14 protein-coding genes and 1 CRISPR repeat array are annotated in these 21,998 nt (G+C 40.4%); of the genes, 12 read left to right on the forward strand and 2 right to left on the reverse strand.

The window, feature by feature from the left end:
* Positions 1–26: 26 nt before the first annotated feature.
* Genes cas6e through cas2e form a run of 7 tightly spaced genes read left to right on the forward strand, consistent with a single transcriptional unit; the run spans position 27 to position 5,446 of the window.
* Positions 27–572, forward strand: coding sequence for a type I-E CRISPR-associated protein Cas6/Cse3/CasE (cas6e, locus tag H5182_RS02570; protein ID WP_145234122.1), 546 nt, complete (start codon positions 27–29; stop codon positions 570–572).
* Between the two features lie 13 nt (positions 573–585).
* Positions 586–1,002: a type I-E CRISPR-associated protein Cse2/CasB gene (locus tag H5182_RS02575; RefSeq protein ID WP_145234120.1), complete on the forward strand. Its 417-nt coding sequence runs from the start codon at positions 586–588 to the stop codon at positions 1,000–1,002.
* Positions 1,003–1,049: 47 nt separating this feature from the next.
* Complete coding sequence (gene cas7e / locus H5182_RS02580) at positions 1,050–2,075, forward strand: type I-E CRISPR-associated protein Cas7/Cse4/CasC (protein WP_145234118.1); 1,026 nt, start codon at positions 1,050–1,052, stop codon at positions 2,073–2,075.
* A gap of 26 nt (positions 2,076–2,101) precedes the next feature.
* Positions 2,102–2,749, forward strand: coding sequence for a type I-E CRISPR-associated protein Cas5/CasD (gene cas5e / locus H5182_RS02585; RefSeq protein WP_145234116.1), 648 nt, complete (start codon positions 2,102–2,104; stop codon positions 2,747–2,749).
* A 31-nt stretch (positions 2,750–2,780) separates the two neighbouring features.
* The gene (locus H5182_RS02590; RefSeq protein WP_310736900.1) at positions 2,781–4,211 is read left to right on the forward strand and encodes a type I-E CRISPR-associated protein Cse1/CasA; all 1,431 of its coding nucleotides are present in this window, start codon (positions 2,781–2,783) and stop codon (positions 4,209–4,211) included.
* Positions 4,212–4,213: 2 nt separating this feature from the next.
* On the forward strand, positions 4,214–5,134 hold the full coding sequence (cas1e, locus tag H5182_RS02595) for a type I-E CRISPR-associated endonuclease Cas1e (RefSeq protein ID WP_182759458.1): 921 nt from the start codon (positions 4,214–4,216) through the stop codon (positions 5,132–5,134).
* Between the two features lie 9 nt (positions 5,135–5,143).
* Entirely contained in the window at positions 5,144–5,446 is a 303-nt protein-coding gene (cas2e, locus tag H5182_RS02600; protein WP_145234109.1) for a type I-E CRISPR-associated endoribonuclease Cas2e, read from the forward strand.
* An 82-nt stretch (positions 5,447–5,528) separates the two neighbouring features.
* A CRISPR array of direct repeats spans positions 5,529–7,632; the repeat unit is 29 nt; unit sequence GTGTTCCCCGTACTCACGGGGCTGAACCG.
* Between the two features lie 254 nt (positions 7,633–7,886).
* Here the strand turns inward: cas2e and H5182_RS02605 are convergent.
* Complete coding sequence (locus H5182_RS02605) at positions 7,887–9,329, reverse strand: sensor domain-containing diguanylate cyclase (RefSeq protein WP_182759459.1); 1,443 nt, start codon at positions 9,327–9,329, stop codon at positions 7,887–7,889.
* A gap of 217 nt (positions 9,330–9,546) precedes the next feature.
* Here H5182_RS02605 and H5182_RS02610 point away from each other — a divergent pair, with 217 nt between their 5' ends.
* Positions 9,547–10,434 carry a cation diffusion facilitator family transporter gene (locus H5182_RS02610; RefSeq protein ID WP_182759460.1) on the forward strand — a complete coding sequence of 296 codons (888 nt, stop codon included), beginning with the start codon at positions 9,547–9,549 and terminating at the stop codon, positions 10,432–10,434.
* 130 nt (positions 10,435–10,564) lie between these two features.
* A complete protein-coding gene (locus tag H5182_RS02615; protein WP_310741254.1) occupies positions 10,565–13,288 on the forward strand; it encodes an ATP-binding protein in 2,724 nt (907 codons plus the stop codon).
* Between the two features lie 4 nt (positions 13,289–13,292).
* Here the strand turns inward: H5182_RS02615 and H5182_RS02620 are convergent, their stop codons facing one another.
* A complete protein-coding gene (locus tag H5182_RS02620) occupies positions 13,293–17,831 on the reverse strand; it encodes an EAL domain-containing protein (RefSeq protein ID WP_404936099.1) in 4,539 nt (1,512 codons plus the stop codon).
* Positions 17,832–17,964: 133 nt separating this feature from the next.
* Between H5182_RS02620 and H5182_RS02625 the strand changes: the two genes are divergently transcribed.
* The 3 genes from H5182_RS02625 to H5182_RS02635 all read left to right on the forward strand — a co-directional run bounded on the left by H5182_RS02625 (position 17,965) and on the right by H5182_RS02635 (position 21,995).
* On the forward strand, positions 17,965–18,528 hold the full coding sequence (locus tag H5182_RS02625) for a hydrolase (RefSeq protein ID WP_182759462.1): 564 nt from the start codon (positions 17,965–17,967) through the stop codon (positions 18,526–18,528).
* A 99-nt stretch (positions 18,529–18,627) separates the two neighbouring features.
* A complete protein-coding gene (locus H5182_RS02630) occupies positions 18,628–20,784 on the forward strand; it encodes a TonB-dependent siderophore receptor (protein ID WP_182759463.1) in 2,157 nt (718 codons plus the stop codon).
* A gap of 17 nt (positions 20,785–20,801) precedes the next feature.
* Entirely contained in the window at positions 20,802–21,995 is a 1,194-nt protein-coding gene (locus H5182_RS02635; protein WP_182759464.1) for a PepSY domain-containing protein, read from the forward strand.
* The last annotated feature ends 3 nt before the right edge of the window (positions 21,996–21,998 follow it).

Here is a 21,998-nt window from a genome sequence, read left to right on the forward strand (position 1 = left end):
AAGATTAAATATTCTAGGGAGAAGGTATGTACATATCCATAGTTGCACTAAAAGCGACCGACAGTTATGAACAGCATCAGGCTATTTGGAGTTTGTTTCCCAATACCCCTGAACGTCGGCGAGATCATTTATTTCGAGTAGAAAATACAATGGCAACGGGTGAAGTGACGGTGTTGCTGCAATCGGCCACAGAGCCGGTCAGTAGCGAAGAATCTAACGTTTTACAAAGTAAACCATTTAATCCAACGGTGGAAAATGAAGAGTTCTATAAATTTAAATTAGTTGCTTATCCTACTAAATGTATTAGCCAAGGTAAGAAAGTGATTGAAATAAAAAATGAGAACGAACAAATCGCTTGGCTGCATCGAAAACTCTCTGGGGCAAATGTCACCGTTACAGCACTTGATAGTTTTTTAGTGAAAAACAAAAAGAGCTTTAATAATCGCTTTGTTTGTTTTGAAGGGGTTTTACAAATTACTAATGCTGATCAAATTTATCAGGCGCTGGTTATGGGTATTGGCCGACAAAAACATGCTGGTGCCGGTTTATTATCTTTAGCGAAAGCAAGTTAACTTAGGGGAATTTATGTATCAACGTATTTATAACGCTTACAGTAGTTTAAGCAAAGGTGACCAAGCGGAGCTGAAAAGATGCAATCTAAGCAAGCTAGCAAATTGCCCTGCTTACTTTAGAGTTTTGAGGTTTTCTGGTGCTAAAGATACTACGCAAACACAACGTATTTTATTTTTGATGACATCAATTGATGTTTCTCAAGAAAGTGAAGCGCAATCTGTAGCTCTTGCTCTTTTAAAAGCAGGCGTAAAAGAGTCACAAATTATTCAAATAACCCGCAGCGGTGACAATGCAATTGAGTATTTAAAACGTCAATTAGTGCGTTGTAAACAAGTGCAATTAGAAAGCTTAGGGAAGTTAGCACAATTTTGGGGTGAAAACTCCCGCCGCCAACTTTTAAAAGAATTTATTTTAGCAGAACAAGATTAATCTAATTCAAATTTAAGTATTTAAAAAATTTTAAAAAGGACATTCAAATGACAACTTTTATTAATATCCATGCGTTAATTTCTCATCCATCATCAATGATGAACCGTGATGATTCGGGCTTACAAAAAACTGCCGTATTCGGTGGAACAATCAGAAGTCGCATATCAAGTCAGTGTTTAAAAAGAGCAATTCGCCAAAGTGATCTATACAAAGAAAATGTTGAAGAACTATCAATTAGAACGAACAAGTTTGATGATTTATTCGCTTTGTGTATTAAAGAATTGCCTGAATTTGAAGCTAAATTAATTGAAGACGTTTTAGAAAATATGGGCTCAAAAGTAAAAACTGAAACGAACAAAGAAACAAAAGAAAAACTCCGTTTTTTTGATGCGGTACAACCTTACTCTATTGGAGCGATCAGAGAAGCTATTAATATGGTTCAAGCAGGAACTGAATTAAAAGATTTAAAGAAAATCGTTCAAATACCCACTATAGATGTTGCACTATCGGGAAGAATGGACGCAAGTTGCCCTGAACGTAATGTTGAAGCAGCAATGAGCGTAGCACATAGCTTAACAACTCATAGCGCAGATATTGAAGTTGATTGGTTTACAGCGTGTGATGATTTGGCTGAACAAGGCTCTGGTCATATTGGCACCCATGAATTTAGCTCTGGCGTGTTTTATCGTTATGCTTCAATAGATGTGGAGCTTTTAGCAAAAAATACCAAAAAAACGGTCAGCGAAACTAAACACATTGTAAATACAATAGTAAATTGCTTTGCTCAAGTCTCACCATCAGCTAAACAGAAAACATTTGCAGCACACAATAAAGCTGATTTCGTTTTATGTACAAGTTCAAATCAACCTCTGTCATTAGCAAATGCATTTAGGAAGCCGATCAAAAATACCGGTGAAGTCATGGAAGAATCAATAAAAGCCTTAGTATCTCATTACGAAATGTTAGTTGATGGCTACGAATTACAATCACAAGCCAAAGCATTCGATTTAACTCAAACAGCATTGAGTGAAAAAATAACCTTAGTCAGTAAAATTAGTGAGTTAACGTTTTAATTAGTTTCACAACATGGGAGTTGTTTATGAAAACGTTAATTCTAAAAACTGAAGGTTTATCAGCTTATGGCTTGCAAACCTTTGATGTCCATAGGCGAGCAAATCATTTTCCTACCCGTTCAGCCATTGTGGGGTTATTGGCTGCGGCACTAGGTATTACCCGTAAAGAGCAACAAGCACTTTATGAGCTGTCAGAACAAATTACGACAGCGGTGCAAGTAAATCAAGCAGGTGAAAAAATGATGGATTATCATACAGTGCAAAATTTCCGTAGCCCTGACGGTAAAATTCAAAAAGGCACAAAACCCACATACCGTGAATATTGGTGTGACAGCGAGCACACCTTTGCTATTAGTGCTGAATGTGAACTAATTAGTAAATTAGAAGCGGCCGTTAAAGCGCCTAAATTCACCTTATTTCAGGGACGGAAATGTTGCCCATTAACTAGACCGTTATTTGATCGTGTAATGGATGAAAGTAACCCAGCAATCGCATTAAAAAAATTGGCGAATAAAGGTCAAATTTTTAGTGATATTGAAGGTGAAAACCAAGTAGCTCGAATACAAGTAAGGGATAAGTTAACACTTGCATCTAGAAAGTACGCGATGCGAATGGTGTATGTCAGTGGTGAAATGATTAAACCTGAACAGGAGTTGGCTAGTGAACTTACTTAAAGATCCCTTTATTTCAACGACTGATGGCAAAGTGTCATTAAAAGATATTTTGACCTCAAATAAAGACTATCAGTTACAGTATTTTTTTGATGAAACACAGTTGGCTATGTTGCAAATGTTGTCATCACTTTCAACAGTAGTGTTAAAGCCAACAATATCAGATTTGAATGATTATTTAGCAAATGGATTAAGCCCTGGACAATATGATGCACTACTTGAAAAAGTCGATAGCCAGTGGTTTGAAGGTGAGCGTTTTATGCGTTCAGCTTTTCCTAGTAAAGCAAAAATAGCCGATGGGCCTATTACCAAATTAGTCTCTGGCATTGAATGTGGCGGTTCTGCAAATGCCCTAGGGTTATTTTCAGAGTCTAGCGAAGTGAGTATTTGCTGCACCGACTGTACACATGTTTTAAATTATAATTTACACATGAATATTAAAGGTGAGTGTTTTGGGCCAACAGGTGCTACAGGTATTCGTGGTGGTGGTTCTATAAGCACTCTTATTTCTGGTGAAAATTTAAAGTCGACAATTTTATTAAATACTGTTTGTATTGATTACTTTAATGAGCAAGCCCAACTAGATGATGATGCCGAAAGTCGTTTTATGTGGGATATTCCGCCGATATCAGACATTTATTCTGCACCCAAAATTGGTTTAGAACGTGGTTTATTTGCACTTGCTTATCATATTGATTTTCCAGTAATTGATACTCCATGTACTTGTGATATATGTGGCAACACAGCAGATCAGAGTGTAACTACTTTTCAGCGCGTTAAGTATAGTGGATCGTATGGCTCCACCAAAAAAGGTCGTGATAATGGTGCTGGCTGGTGGTTACACCCTTATACACCAAGAAATGTAAAAGAAGATGGTATATATGCCGTTTGCGCACGAGATCAATATTGGCAGTCATGGCAAGAATTAACATCATATGTTATCGGTAAAGAAACAGATAAAACATCAGTTAAACCAGCATTCATTATCAACCAATTTCAAAATAAATTGGGTGTAGATTTGTGTTTAAGTCTCCTTGTAGGTGGAAATATTGCCGATCAAGGCTCGATCGCTGGGCGAGTCTATGATTTATATTCAATGCCATCATCATTATCTAAAAACAATTCAAGAATATCGTTAGTTATCAATGCAGGTTTAACTCAAAAGGAAAAACTCTCATTAGCGTTCAATAAAATATTCGGTGTGGGTTACGATAAAAACTTTGTTGGAGGTATTAAAAACCAGGCAATACAAAAATTTACATCGAATGCGCAGCAAATTGTTCAGCAGATCTTATTAGATGTTAATCGAAAAGAAGCTACACAGTTAAGAAAAGAGGCTATTGAAGCGTTAAACAAAGAAGCTAAATCGATTTTTAAATCAGTACAACGTAAGTACCAACACGACTTGCCTTTATTTAAAGCATTAGTAAAAGGTGAGTTCATTTTATATAAAGCAGATAGTTAACAATGGCTTTTCTCCAGCTTAAACCCATACCAATTAAAGATCGTAATTCGATGATTTTTGTAGCGATGGGGCGCATTGATGTTCGTGATGGTGCATTTGTTGTGATTGACGAAGTCAATGGTGAGCGAATGCATATACCCGTTGGCTCAGTGGTGTGTATTTTACTCGAACCCGGCACACGTATAAGCCATGCTGCGGTAAAGCTTGCAGCCACGACAGACACATTGCTGATCTGGGTCGGTGAAGCTGGGGTCAGGCTCTATTCCGTAGGGCAGCCTGGAGGTGCAAGATCAGATAAATTACTATATCAAGCAAAGCTAGCGCTTGATGAAACTTTACGTCTAAAAGTAGTGCGAAAAATGTTTGAATTGCGTTTTGGTGAAGTCGCGCCAGAGCGACGTAGTGTTGATCAACTCCGAGGAATCGAAGGGGCGCGTGTTCGTAAAACTTACGCATTACTAGCTAAACAATATAATGTCGAATGGAAAGGACGCCGTTACGATGCAAAAGATTGGCAAGCTGGTGATATTATCAACCAATGTATTAGTGCCGCCACATCATGTTTATATGGTGTAACTGAGGCTGCTATTTTAGCCGCAGGTTATGCCCCTGCAATTGGCTTTTTACATTCCGGTAAACCGCTGTCATTTGTATATGATATTGCTGATATTATTAAATTTGATACGGTTGTACCCGCTGCCTTTAAAGTAGCAAGTAAAAGACCAAAACAGCCAGATCGAGAGGTACGAATAGCGTGCAGAGAAGCATTTAGAAAAGATAGAACCTTACAGCGGTTAATTCCTTTAATCGAAGAGGTATTAAGCGCTGGTGAGATCACGCCACCTAAACCATATGAAGATGCCCAACCGCCAGCACTACCAGAGCCTGAATCTATTGGCGATGACGGGCATCGCACTAATTAGGAGTGGATCATGAGTATGTGTGTTGTTGTAACTGAAGCTGTACCACCCAGATTAAGAGGGCGATTAGCTGTATGGTTACTAGAAATTCGCGCAGGTGTATACGTTGGTGATGTAGGTCGAAAGATTAGAGAAATGATTTGGTTTCAAGTCTCTGAGTTGGCAGAACAAGGAAATGTGGTTATGGCGTGGGCTACAAATACTGAATCGGGTTTTGATTTTATTACTTATGGTAAAAATGCACGGATGCCTATAGATTTAGAAGGATTAAGGCTGGTCAAGTTTACACCAGTAAACAACGAAACATTAAGCTAAAAATAACTGTTACGCTCTTTAAAAATTTGGTAGATTTGAACTAGCTGTTTTTATTTATAAAAAACAAGCATATACTATTAGAGTGTTCCCCGTACTCACGGGGCTGAACCGCTATAATACTTTGTATGCTGCAGCTTTAAATAGTGTTCCCCGTACTCACGGGGCTGAACCGCGGTATGTATCGAGTAAACGAAACTGGTGTTCGTGTTCCCCGTACTCACGGGGCTGAACCGTATGCAGAAAGGCACTAATATACAACGAAACGGTGTTCCCCGTACTCACGGGGCTGAACCGCGCAGCTTGGCGGGGATGGGCAGCGCCCATGAGTGTTCCCCGTACTCACGGGGCTGAACCGACCGTAAAAATCACGCCACACAAATAACAACGGTGTTCCCCGTACTCACGGGGCTGAACCGCCGTGGGTTAATCGCGCAGACTCACTTGATGAGTGTTCCCCGTACTCACGGGGCTGAACCGGCACTGGCAAAATCCAGTGTCGGGATTAGTACGTGTTCCCCGTACTCACGGGGCTGAACCGCCAGTATTGTGACTGGGGATTAAATGTAACACGTGTTCCCCGTACTCACGGGGCTGAACCGCTAACATCAAAATACACAGTTGAATTATCACGGTGTTCCCCGTACTCACGGGGCTGAACCGCTCAATCATTCTATACGTCCTAAATTCCAATTGTGTTCCCCGTACTCACGGGGCTGAACCGCAAACGGGTTTAAAAGGCAATAAAAAACCCCGCGTGTTCCCCGTACTCACGGGGCTGAACCGCAAGATATAGCCGGATGTCTACCTATTGACGAGTGTTCCCCGTACTCACGGGGCTGAACCGCGGTTGTACGACACATAATACCTACTATTACAGTGTTCCCCGTACTCACGGGGCTGAACCGCAGAGGTATATTAACGCCGGTGGTCAAACAACGTGTTCCCCATACTCACGGGGCTGAACCGTCATTGAGTACGACAAGAACAACCAAGTTCATGTGTTCCCCGTACTCACGGGGCTGAACCGTATCAGCCAAACCAAAAAGACACAGCCTTTGAGTGTTCCCCGTACTCACGGGGCTGAACCGTTAAAAGGTAAAGCGGCTGCTTTCTTTTCTGGGTGTTCCCCGTACTCACGGGGCTGAACCGCTTTCAGCATGTTGCTTGCTGCCGTTGATATAGTGTTCCCCGTACTCACGGGGCTGAACCGCTTGAGCCTAAAATCGGTGTAGGTATTGCGTAGTGTTCCCCGTACTCACGGGGCTGAACCGCAGTTTTCGATAGCCATTTTGATAAATAATTTGTGTTCCCCGTACTCACGGGGCTGAACCGGGCTTGGAAACTTAATGCATCCGGGCTTTGCAGTGTTCCCCGTACTCACGGGGCTGAACCGCGTAATACTTAGTATGGAATTTTTTAAATGGAGTGTTCCCCGTACTCACGGGGCTGAACCGAAGGTCATATATTCGCAGCTTTCACTAAAACGGTGTTCCCCGTACTCACGGGGCTGAACCGCAAATTGAAAAGAATGCAGGGGATAATCTGATGTGTTCCCCGTACTCACGGGGCTGAACCGCTTGCGTAGCCACCATTTATCACAGCTCATACGTGTTCCCCGTACTCACGGGGCTGAACCGAGGGTATACATCAATGACTAGACTAATAACAAGTGTTCCCCGTACTCACGGGGCTGAACCGCAAGTGCGCTTTAGTAGCAAAATTGAAGCGGTGTGCTCCCCGTATCCACGGGGCTGAACCGACGAAATTATAGAGCCGATCCGCTATGCAGCAGTGTTCCCCGTACCCACGGGGCTGAACCGGCCGTGTACTTCATTGGTGTTGGTGTTGTCATGTGTTCCCCGTACCCACGGGGCTGAACCGCAATCAATAATATCGACATACAATATTGCATTGTGTTCCCCGTACCCACGGGGCTGAACCGGCAAAGTGACCGCCTTTAACTTGAGCGCATAAGTGTTCCCCGTATCCACGGGGCTGAACCGTAATACTCTGTACACAAATTGACGAGTTTAATGTGTTCCCCGTACCCACGGGGCTGAACCGTTATTTGTTTTTTGTGTCTTAATAAATTAGCTGTGTTCCCCGTACCCACGGGGCTGAACCGTACAGAAAAGAGCCAGTATTACACCTTGTTTTGTGTTCCCCGTACCCACGGGGCTGAACCGAAGAATTTAACATAGCGCAGCTTGAGCAAAACGTGTTCCCCGTACTCACGGGCTGAATTGGTGAATTTAACTGGCTAATATTTCACTTGCTGAAGTGATCATTTTGCATTGCGGGTGACATTTCGCGCTAAAGCACGGCCTACAGTACAGTACAGGACATTTGGAGTATTGTTGAATTTATAAAGGGAGGGGTTAAGCAACATGTAATACTTTGATTTGTCGCGAGGTAAACTCGCTGCTACGAATACATGGCTCTAATGCTCTTCATCAAAGATTTGAATTTGATTGCGGCCTGATTTTTTTGCTACGTAGAGTGCGCTGTCGGCGGCGAGGATCATCATATCTGCGGTGGTATGTTTATCTGGTTTACAGCTGTAACATCCGATGCTGAGGGTGAGGTGGTCGGCGATGTTTGAATTTGGGTGCAGGATATTTAGTTGACTGATTTGCTGTTGCAGTAATTTGGCAAATTTTAAACAGTGGGTTTTATCAATGCTGGGTAACACAATTGCAAATTCTTCTCCGCCGTAGCGGGCTGCTAAATCACCTTGTCGCTTACATAAGTTATGTAGTGCATGGGCAACTTGTTTGAGCGCTTCATCGCCTTGCTGGTGGCCATGATTGTCGTTATAAAGTTTAAAATAATCGATATCACAAATGATTAAACTCAATGGTTGATTTGAGCGTGTTGCACGTTGAATTTCATTAAGTAATGTTTGATCAAAACAGCGACGATTGGCGATATTTGTTAGGCTGTCGAGGTTTGCTTGTGATTGCAGTTCTTGGTTGACCAATAGTAATTGTTGTTGAGCTTGCTCTAAGCGTTGTTTATACAGAACGTTTTTGAGTGCATTGGCAATAATTTCACCCACCAGTTTGATCCGCATAAGATCGGTGTCGGTCCAGTGGCGTATATGTGTTACGCAATCACAGCCAATAAAACCAAACAAGGAGTTCTCAGAGCGAAGCCCAATGCATAAAACAGATTTGATCCCTTCGGATTCAAATTCAGCTTTTTCGGCTGCAGCGGCTGGAGGGAGTAAATTAACATTCGGTACCTTAAAAACGTGCTTTTCGTTCATCATAGTAAAAAAGTACGGTAGTAAATCTTGCTGAATACCTTGCAGCTTTTCTTTAAATGGCTTGATCTGTGTATTAACCCATTCATGGGTATTACTCATTTCTTTGCCGTCTTCGCTAAATTGAAATAAATAGCTGCGGTCAGCATCACAAAATGTACCTATGGTTTTTAAAGCACTTTCGATTTGTTGGTCTAGATTATCTATCTGTATATCAATTAGTTGCGTTGATATTTTTGCTATTACTTCGTCAAAGTCAGCTTGCACAGAGCACGATGAGTGTGATTTTAACACCAGCATCATTAATTGTGGGCCAATTAGACTGTAGGTGACTGTTACACAGGATATTGTGTGTTTTGTGGCGATATTATAGGTTTGTTCGGTGTTATTTTGGGGAGTTAAAAAGGTGTGATAATCAACAATCGTGTGGTTTTCTGTTTGTTTAATAGATAAGTGCTGAAACGCTTTTTCTACTGGACTTATTGCCGGCATTAAATTTAGTAACTGTTGGCTCAATGCATTGGCGTGCAGCGTGTCTGTTTGTTGATCAAACAATACGATTGCAAGTGGTAAGGCTTGTAAAGATTGCCAAATTTCGTCTACAGAATACTGTCTCACTGGATTTCCAACTTCCTATTAACAAATTAAGCTTACATTCAATTTTAAGAAAATGGTACTTTAATTAGCCGTTTTATATATAAATTAACTCGATATTAAGTTTTTAGTGCGTTTGACTGATGGAAGTACTACAATTGATACTGTATATCATTACTCTTTTAACGTTTCTTAGAATGATGACTCTTAGCACACTAAAGCACAGGTAAAACCGCCTTTCATGACCGACATTACAACTCACCAAGCATCACGACGTAGATTATTAATTGCATTAGCCATCACTAGCTCATTTATGATTATCCAAGTGATTGGTGCCTATTATGCAAACTCTCTTGCTGTATTAGCCGATGCAGGGCATTTATTTGTTCATAATAGTTCTTTATTTATTGCTTTGATCGCATCGAGCTTAGCGATTCATTTAGCTAAAAACTACAACGATGGTTATCAAAAAGCAGAGTTGACAGGTGGTTTGATCAATGGCTGTTTGTATTTAGCGATCAGTTTAGTAATTTTATACGAAGGTGGCGAGCGCTTTATGCATCATCATGAAGGGCAAGGGCCAGTTGTCAATAGTTATTTAATGTCGGTAATTGCTGCCACAGGGTTTTTATTTCACGGTGCCGCAGCATGGGTATTATATAAAGGCAGAAAGGCCAGCTTTAATGTTTATGCGGTATTTTTGCACTCATTTTTTGATTTGATTTCAACCGTGTCTACGTTTGTCGCCGGTATACTTATTTATCTAACGGGTTGGAGTGTTATTGATATTTTATCAAGCATGTTGATTGCGTTATTTGTTTTGTTTACAGGCGTAAAAGTAATTGTTGGTTGTGTTAAAGGTCTGCGTTTAAATAAAGCGAAACTACCCGATGTGGCCGATATTGAAAGTGCCATAGGGCAAGTTGAGCACGTAGAAAATGTACATAATGTTACGGTTATGCGCCGCGATAAGGAGTTAGTTGTTGGGGCACATGTGGTCCTTAAACAACATTGCACTAAAGAAAAACATGATGAAGCATGTCGACTTAAAGTTGAGCAATTGTTAGCCCAGCAATTTAATGTTGGTAATAGCGTTTTACAAATCGAAAGCCATGGTTGTCAGCATTAAATACAAGTAGTTAACTTGGCAAAATGCGTTTTTTCTTTTACTTTTAGATATAGTCTATTTTATTCGGAAGCAAACATTGCCGTTTTCTCAGCATCGATATTTTGCATTTAGCTGCTCCATACTTTTGGGCGTGTTGGCCGGCTTTGTTAATTTACTGCCATTTTGGTTTCTAGACAGCTCTGAATTTTTATTTGGTCAGCTTTTTGTTTTAATTTGTTTGTTGCTATTTGGCTTACGCTACGCGTTAATTGCTTGCGCTATCAGTGCGGCTTTTATTTTTTATCGCTGGGGGCATTGTTGGCCATCAATCGTATTTGTTGGTGAAGTACTTTGGCTGTATCACTTTAGCTTTAAAGCCGCGCGGCTGCTGTTTATCCGCGGTATTATTTATTGGCTGTTAATAGGTATTCCACTGCTGGGGCTAATTGGTTATTTTATCATTGAGCTACCCATACTTGCTATAGTAACAGCCTTAGTTAAGTACTTCTTAAATGCCGCTATTGTTTTATGTGTTATTGATTTATTGAGCTTTTTCTTTATTCAGCAGGTATGGCAAAAGCGACCAAATTCGTTGTATAAAATTCTTAATTACATTGTAAGCATTCTCATCATTTTAGTGGTGTTATTAACCTCCATTGTACTTACCAACAATCATTACGCGCGTATCGAATACGAAGTGAAGGCGCAGCTTTCTGAAAAATCTGAAGACATTGCCGAAAAAATTGACCTGTATTTAAATGACTATCGCCGTGGCATCGTATTAACTGCAAAAGCCATAGAGCAGGGGGTTGATAAACAGTTAGCACTGAGTCATTTGATGGCACTATACCCTAACTTTCTTACATCAATGGTTACGGATGAAAACGCAATTGCGCGGATATTTTACCCACTTAGTTTACAAGAAAGCTTAAAAGGTAGCGATTTATCGGTTGCCGATCGGGATTACTTTACAATAGGTAAAGACTCGCCAACAGGCTATATTTCTAATGTATTTAGGGGCCGAGGATTTGGTAATGAACCTATTGTTGGTGTTTCTGCACCAGTGCATATTAACGGGCGTTTTCGGGGAGTTGTTGAAGGCTCGTTAGTGTTGGGCTCATTTTTGCAATTTAGGCCAACCATATTTGATAATGATGGTGAATTGATAATTCTTGATGCCAAAAAACAAGTGGTATTTAGCACCTTGCCTAATCATTATTCGGTATTGACTCAGCTCACTGAAGATAAATTTACCCAGTTAAAAGGTGATCAACAAGCCATTATGACCACCGACATTGATGGTGAACAATATTACGTAAAAATATATTTATCACAGCATCAAGGCTGGTATGTGGCAAGCTTATTAAAACGTAAATACGCTAATCTTGTGGCGGCAAGTGCGTGGGGGCAATCACTGTTACTGACTTTTGTGGTGATTATTTTGATCAGTATTTTTATCACCCAGTTGAGCCGTTGGTTGGTAAGGCCAATAGAAGAGCTTACCGAACAAATCGATGCCTTTGATCCTAAAGCTGATATCAGTGATTTACAGACTCAAAATAATGCGTGGCTGGAAGTACTGAGTTTACAGCAGCAATTTGCAACTTTAGCATTTAAATTGACCAGCAACTTTAAAGATCTAGAACAAGTAAATACTGAAAATGCAGCACTTAATCTGCATTTAAAACAGTTTAATGTAGAGTTAGAGTATCAAGTAAATGAAAAAACAGATGAATTAGTTAAAGCTGTGGCAACTGCAAATCAGGCCAGTAAAGCTAAATCACAATTTTTAGCGAATATGAGTCATGAAATTCGCACCCCGTTGAACGGTATTATGGGGCTGACTGATATTTTACTTAATGCTGATGACGTGAAGTTGGAATACCGTGAACAGTTGCAAATGATACAGCAAAGCGCAAAAAATCTATTATTGATTTTAAACGATATTTTAGATTTTTCTAAAATTGAGGCGGGGGCGGTCAAACTAGATATTCATATAGTTAATGTACGAAAACTGCTTACCCAGTTAGCGCAGGTGTTTACAAATACTGGCGTACAGCCAGGCGTTGAATTTGTATTAAATATTGCCCCGTCAGTACCAGATGTGGTGCAGTTAGATTCATTAAGGTTAAGCCAAATTGTCAATAACTTGTTGAGTAATGCAGGGAAATTCACGAAAACTGGCAGTATAACTATGAACATTGATTATGCTGATAATCATTTGTCTGTGGCTGTAACAGACACCGGTATTGGTATTTCTGGGCAGCAGCAATCATCGTTGTTTAGTGAGTTTACTCAAGCCGATATTTCAACCACGCGGCAATATGGTGGTACTGGTTTAGGCTTGGCTATTTGTAAGCGAATAGTTCAGTTAATGGGGGGCAAGCTTAAATTACACAGCGAGATTGGCAAAGGCAGTTGCTTTACTATCACCATTCCTGTTGAGGTGGCGCAACTCAGTGACGAAGTTGACATACAGCAAAACATCCCTGATTTAACTGGATTGAAAGTATTACTGGTAGAAGATAACCAAATCAATCAAATCGTTATTGCTAAAATGCTCAGTGATACTCATTGCACCTTAGAGGTTGCTAACGATGGTGAAAAAGCACTGGCGTGCTTACAACACAACATGGCCGATATTATTTTGATGGATTGCCAAATGCCTATTATGGATGGGTACCAGTGCACAGCTGAAATCCGTAACAATGGTGCTCAATTTGGCCATGTGGTTATTATAGCCATTACTGCTAATGCTTTTGAAGACGATCAAAAACGTTGTTTAGAAGTGGGTATGGACGATTTTATTGCCAAACCGGTCGATCGTGCCCAACTTTTTCAATGCCTTAAAAAGTGGGCTGATACATTGAGTTAACTAGCTATGTAGTTTGCAATTTCTCTTGCAGTGCTTGGATATACGCATCGCTAATGAGAATCTCGGCAGTTGTTGGTTTTGCAAAGTAATAGCCTTGAAGGTCATCGCAGCCGATACTGTTTAAAAAGCGTATTTGCTCAATTGTTTCTACACCCTCTGCAATGCAATACAGATTTAGGTTTTCAGCTAAGGTATGGATTGTTCTGATAATTGACTCATTATTGCTATCTCGCCCGATATTACGCACAAAGCTTTGATCAATTTTAATCACATCAATTGGAAATTGACTTAAATACGTTAAAGATGAATACCCGGTGCCAAAATCATCCAATAACAATTTAAAACCAGCGCTTCTGAGTGCTTGCAGCTGCTTAGCCGCTTTGTTTTTGTCATCAAGCAAGGTGTTTTCGGTGATCTCTAAACGTAACTGAACAGGTTTTATATGATGCTGATTTAGAATAAGTAATAAGCGTTCGGCTAAATTAGACTTTAAAATATGCACCGGTGATAAGTTTAAAGATAGATAAAACCGCGGATTAGCTTTAAATAATGGTGCGAGATCTTCAAGTGCACGGGTCAGCGCTTGTTCGGTTAGTACATCGATTAAACCAGTTTCTTCCGCAATAGGAATAAACACTGCTGGGGATATCAATTCAGCCTGATGCTGCCAACGCATTAAGAGCTCTACACCTTTGATTTTTTTACTTTTATTGTTAACAATTGGCTGGTAATTATTAAAAAACAAATCGTCCTTGTAGGCGTCTTTTAAAGCATTTTCGAGCAGCAGCTTTTGGGTGATTTGGTTATTCATTTGTTCAGTGAAAAACTTAAAGCCGTTGCGGCCCGATTGTTTAGCATGCATCATCGCTATATCGGCATTACGAATAAGCTCATCGGTGGTATCGGCATCAAATGGGTAGAGTGCAACACCGATACTGGCAGAGATATTAATTGCAAAATCGTTGATCACCACCCGTTTTGCAAGCTCTGCAGTTAGGCTACGTACTAAGTTACTTAAACTTTGTGGTGAGTCTAAGTTTTTAATCAATAACAAAAATTCGTCACCACTTTGACGCCCGACAATGGCATTATTATCAAGCATGCTATTCATTCGATGGGTAATATCACATAATAGCTGATCGCCAACCGCATGACCAAACGAGTCATTCACCGGTTTGAATTTATCTAAATCTATAAACAGCAAAGCAACAAGGCTCGCGCGCGTATCGGCATCTTTGATCGCATGCGATATCTTTTGATACATTAATGTTCTGTTTGGCAGCTTAGTTAATGGATCATAGTTTGCCAGATAACGAAGCTCATTTTCAGCACGTTTTTGCTCAGTTAAATCAGAAATAACTACCACATAATAGCTCACCACATTACTGTCTTTTGCCACTGCGGTAATACTGATATGAATGGGGTGCGACGGATTTATCTTAGTTTTTATATATGCGTCACCGCGCCAGTTCTGCTTTGGCTGCAATGATTTTAGAATATTGATGAAGTCGACATATTGTTTTTTACCCAGTGCCGCTAAAAACCTTTTTAGCTCAAGCTTTGCTGGTTTTTTTTGCATTGAGAAGGCTTCAGCAAAGCTATTATTAACAGAAAATGGAATGAGTTGACTGTCTAAAATAAGTAGCCAATCGTTTATTTGACTAAAGGCTTCACCTAATACCGCAGCTTGATGTGCTGTAGCACGCTGCTCTGTAATATTAGTATAAATTCCAGCTAATCTTGTAGGATAGCCTTGCTCATTCGTTTCTATCACTTTACCTATGTCGTGGTACCAAAGCCAGTTTCCATTAGCATGTTGAAGCCGATACGTGACCTGCCATTGTTGAGCATTTTTTTGAGTGATGAATATATGCCAATCATGCAGTATTTTGCGCTTATCATCAGGGTGTATTAATGCGCAAAAATCGTCAAAATTAAACTTCTGAGGCAAAGTTTGATAGCCTAGTTCGTGTTTTAAGCGCTGCTGTTTTATCCAATGTGCGCCAATATCAACTTCCCATACACCGCTTTTACTACTGTTTAAAGCAAGCTCAGTTTGTTGTTGTGATTGCAGTATTTCATCATGAGTATGCTTAATAATGCGCTGACGAGAGCGGTATTGCCAAAAAATAACAAATAGCACTAAAAACGTAAGTAATAGATAAAGACTTATTGCAAGAGGAGAACGCCACGGGGCATAAGCAACGTTAAAGTTAAGCGTTTTTTCATCACCGAGGCCTGAGTCATTTAAGTTATATGCTGCGATTGTAAGTTGGTAATCACCAGCAGGAAGCTTAGTAAAAAAGACTTTATTGTTATTTAGCTTTTCATAGCTTAATTTACTTGGGCCAGTTAATGACACCTTATAGCGTGTTCTATCAACATTTTGAAAATCAAAGTTGGAAAAACTAACTTCTAAACCCATGTCTTCATCAGTCAGTTGTAAAGGCTGGTTGGCGTATTGCAATGGATGATAATTAAGTGAGCGTGAGAGTAACGATATATCGGTGATTTCAGTCACAGTGCTGTCACGATCATTAGGGACGGATAAAAAGTCTTGTGGGGCGAGTGTTAGCACGCCACGTGTGCTGCCAAAGGCTAAGCGGCCATCGTTTAACAGTGTATGTGAGTCGATATTAAATTCATTCACAGTTAAGCCATCTTTAACAGTATATGCATTGAGTTGCATTGAACTTAAATCGAGCCGATAAAGGCCATTTTTACTGCTGATCCATAAAAAGCCAAATTGGTCGATTTGCAAAGCGACAATTGTTTTAGTTTTAATGCCATTACTGAGGTTTATACGGTGTTTTACTTCATAGCTGTTGGCGTCAAGACCAATTAGCCCTTCTTGGGAAGAGGCAAGCCATAGCGTATTGTTATAATCGATCACCCAGTCATCAATAGTGACATAATTTATTGGGTTATAATTTTCAACTTTGTATATTAAGGTGAGTTTTTGGCTAGACTCATTATAACGATATAACGCCCCAGATACGCTGATCAAATAGTCATCGGGTTTATTCGGTAACGGTTTTAAAAAGGTGTGCACGTTGACGGGATCTAACTGCTCTTTGAGTCCTTTAATTACGTTAGTCTGACCACTGTTTCCATCATACAGGAAATAATCATTCTCGCTAAAAAATGCAAAGGTATCAGTCGTGATTTGGTGATAGCCATAAGCTGGGCCGCTGTCGATAATGGCTTGTGTATTGCCTTGCATTGGTAGAGCTATTTTTTGTTCGGTTTTTTTGTCAAATAAAGCAAGACCATCATAAAGTAGTAACCACAAATAACGATCTGGCTCATTTAAGTGTGCCGAGGCAATGCCATACACAGCAAATTGGCCATAAAACGCTTTAGTGTCATTGCTGACTAAGTAAGTTTTCTCTGTTGTCCCATCTTGGCGCATTTTGGCAAGACCATTATCGGTGCCCAGCCAAACGTTATGATTGTCTTGGTAAACAGCAAAGATCACATTACTGTGCAATTTATCATTACTGGTGATTTGAATATTGCCAAAACGCCTTGCTAAAGTTGACCAAGTAAAAACACCTTGTGAGCGCGAGGCAAGCCACATAAGCCCTGTTTTATCGACCATTACATCTAAAATCGTGTTGTCGGTCATGTTGAATTTACTTTGATCAAAACGAAAAAGAAACTCATTGTGATCAGTATGGCGATGGTATTCATACAGACCATCCTCGGTGACTATAAATTCACCATAAGGGGTATTAACGTAGTCCCAAATATTATGTTCTGCAAGCAGCGTTTTTACGTTGTTGAAGTCTAATAACTCATTGTTATTAAATGCAATAGAATAAAAACCTTCGACCGTGCCAACCAGCAGGCCAAGCTGCGAGTCGACGGTTAAAAACTTGATATTATTGTTATCGAGGTTGAGCTTATCCTTGGCAACTAAAGGTATTTTAGTTATATGTTCATCAATTAATGATTTAGAGTACAACCCATCAGTGGTGGCAATATACAAAAAGTCATTATGAACAGTAATTGCGCGGACAAAATTATCATCTTTACTGATTGAAAACTCATGGGTATAGGTATTTTTTTGTGGATCAAAGGCATACACATGTTGGTTAATGGCGTAATAAAACAGCTGCTGATGTTCAGCGATGGCAAAAATAGGAGAAAAGTGTTTATCTTCAGCGTTTAACTTACCTGAATAAACTTTACTGACTTTAAGTGTCACAGGATCTATAAGAAACGCACCAGAATATTCAGTTGATACAAAAATATCGCCATTGCTTGTTTCAAACAACAGAATAATCGAGAGTTGATCCAGTGTGTATTCACCAGAGAATATTTTTACTTCGTAGCCATCAAACCGGTTTAAACCTTGCATCGTTCCGATCCAAATAAACCCTAGTTTATCTTGCAGTGTGCTAGTAACGTGGCCTTGTGATAACCCTTCATCAGTGGACAAGCGTTGTAATTGCTGAGCATAGCTTTGAGCACTGGAATTAACACTAAACAAAGTGCATAAAATACTAAATAAAATGAAAAAAAAGTTATTCAACCGCACTTATGATACAGCTCCCCTGAGGTAAAATAGTTGTTATCCGTTAGTAAATATAGCATAACAACTTACAGTTTAATTAAAGAATTAACTTTATATAACAAATCACTTATGCTGTTAGCTATGTTTAGATTACAGGATGTTCACATTGCCTCATTCATTTAATACTCACACCATGCAAAGTCTGCTGTTAGTTGTCGATATTCAAGACAAATTAAGTCCGGCGATGCCTCGTTATGAACAAGTAAAACAGGTCACAGTGCAATTAGTAAAAGCCGCACAATTGTTGCATATTCCTATCTTAGTCACCGAACAATATAAACAAGGGCTTGGCGAAACTGATCAGCAATTAAAAGCTCAGATTGGGCAGGCTGAATACTTTGATAAAACCCACTTTAGCGCGTGTAAAGAGGACGGTTTTTTAGAGCTTATTGCTAGCTATAAGCGCCCGCAAATCATTGTAGTTGGTATGGAAGCGCATGTATGCGTATTACAAACTTGTTTAGATTTATTGGCGCAAGGTTATCAGGTGTTTTTAGTCATGGATGCGATTAGTTCGCGTAATGATCTGCACCGCGATTTAGCCATCGCTCAGTTAAGACAAGCCGGTGCTGTGATCAGCTGCGCTGAAAGTGTGATTTTTCAATGGACCGAAGTGGCAGCGACACCTGTATTTAAAGAGATTTTAAAGATTGTTAAATAAGCTTGGCAACAAGAAGAGAATAATTCCACTTCAGCATTGTAAATGATAGTGGTTTTTATTATCATGCCGTAAATTATTTTGATTGCTGTATAAATATCAATGAAACCTTCTTTAATAGCATTAGCCCTAAGTTATATTACCATTGCGCCTGTTGTCGTTGCTGCGCAAACAACAGCAGCAGGATTTGCAACTGATGAGTCTACTGTTGTAAAAAACGACATAGAAACCATTTCAGTCGTTGGACGAGCGTTTTCACTGTATCGCCCAACAGAATCAACGTTTGGTACTCGTACCGATACGCCGCTAGAGAAAATTCCACAGTCAATCCAGGTTATTCCGCAAGCGTTAATCAGCGATCAGGCTGCACGTCAAGTAACTGATCTATACAGTAATATCGCGGGTGTTAATGGCTTTAGTTACTCAGGTGTTACGTTTCGTGGTTTTCGCCAAGATGAAATTTTATACGATGGTGTAAAAGGTGACCCATTTAGTGGTTTTGCGGTACCACAGTTGTTTAATATTGAGCAAGTGGCTGTTTTAAAAGGCCCTAGTGGCGCTGTGTACGGCAGTGGTAACCCTGGCGGGATCATTAATTATATGACCAAAAAGCCCAGCTATGATAGTAAAACAACCGTTGCAGTTGAACTGGGTAATGATGATTTTTTTAGTGCCGCAGTCGAATCAACGGGCAGTGCCAATGACGCACAGACCCAAGCCTACCGTGTTGGTGTTTATAAAGATTCAGATAAACCGTTTCGTGAAAATACCAGTGAAGATAATACCATTATTGATTTAGGCTATCGATTTGATTTTAATAACGACACTAATCTGGTATTGCAATATACCCATGTTGATCAAGATTTAGGCGGCGCTAGATTACGTGGCGTGCCAGTGGATAAAAACGGTAACTTCATTGCTGACATTAGCTGGAATCATAATGAAGCAACGGATTATCAAACCGTTATTGCTGACGTGTTTCAAGCAAGTTTTCAGCACCAATTTAATGAGGTATTTCGCAGTGATATCACTGCGCGTTATTTTAGTAACGATGCCAATCAAAACTATCATGAGCCGCGTGGACTAAGTGACACAGATGGCGATGGAGTACTGGATTGGAGCGAGCGCGAATTTCGTGATCAACAACGCGAAAATACCGGGCTTAGTTTTACTGCCAATTTAATTGCTGACACTGAGCTTGCCGCTATGCAACATGTGATGCTGGTGGGTGTAGATTGGTATAAGCATGAGTTTGAATCAGCATATAGAACAGCTGTACAAGCCAGCAAAGGCGGCCCAGTCCCAGGGATCTCAATATTAAATCCTGTGTATGGACTGACTTCAAAAGATGATTATGATTTAGCAAACGTAACACCGCGTTTAGCAAGTACTGAGTCAACACGTATTGGCCTGTATGCACAAGACCAAGTTGATGTTACCGATAAATGGAATGTTACGGTTGGCTTACGGTACGATCGTTTTGAAGACACCGATGTCCTTAATAACACCGAGTTTTCAGACAGCGATGTGACGTATCGTATTGGCACAAGTTATAACTTAAACGATACCTTTTTCCCTTATGCGCTGTATGGCACAGGCTTTATGCCACAGTCGGCTAGTAACCAAAATCAAGATGTAGGCGGGCCATTTAAACCAGAGCACAGCAATATTCGTGAACTTGGTTTACGTACTAAGTTACTTGATGACTCGTTGGCTGTGAACATGGCAACTTATCGCATTATCCGTAACAATATTTTACAAGCCAGCACTGAGTTATCAGACACCGGCGTTGATCAAATGGAAGCGTTAGGCGAAGTTGATAGCCGAGGCTTTGAACTTGAGATTGTTGGCGATGTCACCGAACGTTTAGTGATCACAGCAAGTTACGCATACAACGACACGCGTATTGTTGAGCAAAGTGAAAAATTTTCCGCGCAAGCAAAAGGCAGCGATAAATTTGCCAATGCGCCACAAAATACCGCAGGGTTGTGGACGCGTTATGAGTTACCTCAGTTGCACTCATCAATCGCGGCAGGTCTTGATTATGTTGATGAACAAGTCAGTTTAGACGGTGATAAAGTACAGCCGTATACCGTTTATAACATGGCTTGGAAGACTGAATATCAACAATGGGTTTGGCAGCTCTCAGTTAAAAACGTGTTTGATAAAGAGTATGCATCAAGTGGCTTTATAACTCGTGCTGGGCATTTCCCGGGCGAGCCACGCCGCGTCTATTTGTCGGCTAAGTACACATTCTAAACTGACAATTTCGTACTATGAAAGCAAAGCAGTGGTTTAACTTACATGCTTGGGCAGGGCTCTTGGTTGGCAGCTTGTTATTGATAACGTGTTTATCTGGCACGTTGGCAACCTTGAGCCACGAAATTGAATATCTTAGTGATAGTAAATTTCGTGCCCTCTCGCATTCCCCTAATACTGACTTTGCTGCAATTGAGAATACACTTGCCCAGCGTTATCCTGGCAGCCAAATCATTAGCATATTGCGCCATCAGCAACCTTACTTAGCAACCGAAGTGTCGCTTAAGTGGCAGCAACAGTTTTTGTTTGTGTATGTTGATGGTGCGACGGGGCAATGGCTTGGCGAAGGTCAGTGGGGGCGAGTATCGCGCTTTTTACGTAACTGGCACATGAATCTATCGATGGGTTGGACTGGTAAGTTGATCGTCACGAGTTTAGCCATTCTCTTGGTTATTTTAGTGCTTACTAGTCCGATTGTTTATCGCCAGTGGTGGCGACATTTTTTAAAAAAGCCACGGCAATTAAAAACAACCAATCGTAGCAGCTGGGCTGATTGGCATAAATTACTGGGGCTTTGGAGTTACTGGTTTATTGTGGTCATGGCCATTACTGGCGTGTGGTACTTAGTTGAACACACCCTACAAACAGCCAAAATTAACCATTATATAAAACCCCCCGCAGAGGTTACGGATCTACAAACTGACGCCGCGCATCCGCCAGTGATATGTGCCATGGTAAACGCGGCGCAATCAGCGTTTCCAAGTTTACAGATTCGCGCTATACAATACCCAAGCAAAGCAAATAAACCGGTTGTGGTACTGGGCGATAATGATGACGTTGTAGTACGTTTACGAGCTAATAAAGTGTATTTAGATCCAGCTTCAGCAGATGTACTGGCAATTCAAAAAGCCGCAGATTTACCTATTGTCGCGCGCATTAAAGATACCGCAGATCCTTTGCATTTTGGCAACTTTGCAGGGCTAGGTACGAAGTTAATTTGGGCTGTATTTGGTTGTTTAATGACCTGTATATGTATGGCTGGATTGTATATGAATTGGCTGAGAGTAAAGCGTAAGCAGCGTTCATTATTGCAATGGTTTGGTATCATGGGTGCAGTAAGTGTTTTATTAGTATGTTGTTCGCTACTTCTCACAACGCAAACATTTAGTGTACGCCAAGCACCAGCAAAACTATATTCGCCGGTGCTGTAACGT

Origin of the sequence: Pseudoalteromonas sp. SG44-17 (genome assembly GCF_014164235.1) — a bacterium.
GTDB lineage: Bacteria > Pseudomonadota > Gammaproteobacteria > Enterobacterales > Alteromonadaceae > Pseudoalteromonas > Pseudoalteromonas rhizosphaerae.